The organism is Streptomyces sp. Ncost-T10-10d, from assembly GCF_900091955.1.
GTDB lineage: Bacteria > Actinomycetota > Actinomycetes > Streptomycetales > Streptomycetaceae > Streptomyces.
This window is the reverse complement of sequence record NZ_FMDF01000019.1, coordinates 1-1349: the sequence shown is the minus strand read 5'-3', so window position 1 is coordinate 1349 and position 1349 is coordinate 1. Positions and strand designations below refer to the sequence as shown.

Here is a 1349-nt window from a genome sequence, read left to right as displayed (position 1 = left end):
TGCTGCTTTCGCCGAGGTCCTGGGTGTTGAGGCTGTGGGTGTGGATGATGATTTCTTCACTCTCGGGGGTCATTCCCTGCTTGCCGTCCGTCTGGTCAGCCGGGTGCGTGTCGTTCTTGGGGTCGAGGTGCCGCTGCGGGCGCTGTTCGAGGTGCCGACGGTGGCCGGTCTTGCGGCTCGGCTGGGGGGTGCGGAGTCGGCCCGGCTGGCGCTGACCGCCGGGGAGCGTCCGGAACGTATCCCGCTGTCGTTCGCGCAGCAACGGTTGTGGTTCATCGGGCAGCTCGAAGGGCCCAGCGCCACTTACAACATGCCGCTGGCGGTCCGGCTGGCCGGCGAGGTCGACCGCGATGCCCTGAGTGCGGCAATGCGGGACGTCATGGGACGGCACGAAGCACTGCGGACGGTCTTTCCGTCGGCGAACGGCGAGCCGTACCAGAGGATTCTGGACGTCGATGATCTGGGTTGGGAGCTGCAGATCGTCGAGGTCGCGCCGGAGGCCCTGGAGGACGCGGTGGCCGAGGCGGCGGCCCACGCCTTCGACCTGTCGGCCGAGGTACCGATCCGGGCCTGGCTGTTCGAGGCAGGCCCGGACGAGCGCGTCCTCGCCATCACGGTCCACCACATTCTGATCGACGCATGGTCGGAGGGGACGCTCGCGAGGGACCTCTCCCTGGCCTACGCGGCGCGGCGCGCAGGCCAGGTGCCCGAGTATGCGCCGCTACCGGTCCAGTACGCGGACTACGCGCTTTGGCAGCGCAAGCTGATCGGTGAGGAAAGCGATCCCCAGAGCGTACTGAGTCGCCAGCTGGACTACTGGCGCGAGGTGCTGCACGGTGCACCCGAAGAGCTGTCCCTTCCGGTGGACCGCCCTCGCCCGTCGGTAGCCTCCTATCGCGGGCACCGCGTTCCGCTGGAGATCCCGGCCGACGTGCACGCACGGCTCGCCGAGGTGGCTCGGGCCGAGGGCGTGACCCCGTTCATGGTGCTCCAGGCCGCGCTGGCCGTGCTGCTGTCGAAGCTGGGCGCGGGCACCGACATCCCGATCGGCACGGCGAACGCCGGCCGTACCGACGCGGCGCTCGACGAACTGGTCGGCTTCTTCGTCAACTCCATGGTCCTGCGGACCGATCTGTCGGGTAACCCGACGTTCACCCAGATTCTCGGACGGGTACGGTCGACGAACCTGTCCGCGTTCTCGCATCAGGACCTGCCGTTCGAGAAGCTGGTCGAAGAGCTGGCCCCGGTCCGGTCACGTGCGAGGCACCCGCTGTTCCAGGTCCAGTTGGACCTGCACAACCAGGCCGAGGCCGTGGTCGACCTGCCGGGCGTCCAGGCGTGGGGTGATT

At 68.6% G+C, this 1349-nt stretch carries 1 protein-coding gene; it reads left to right on the top strand.

The features are described from left to right. Nucleotides 1–40 precede the first annotated feature (40 nt). Nucleotides 41–1349, top strand: a 1309-nt coding sequence (locus tag GA0115254_RS02025) for a condensation domain-containing protein (protein WP_256102354.1), incomplete at its 3' end; no start/stop codon positions are given.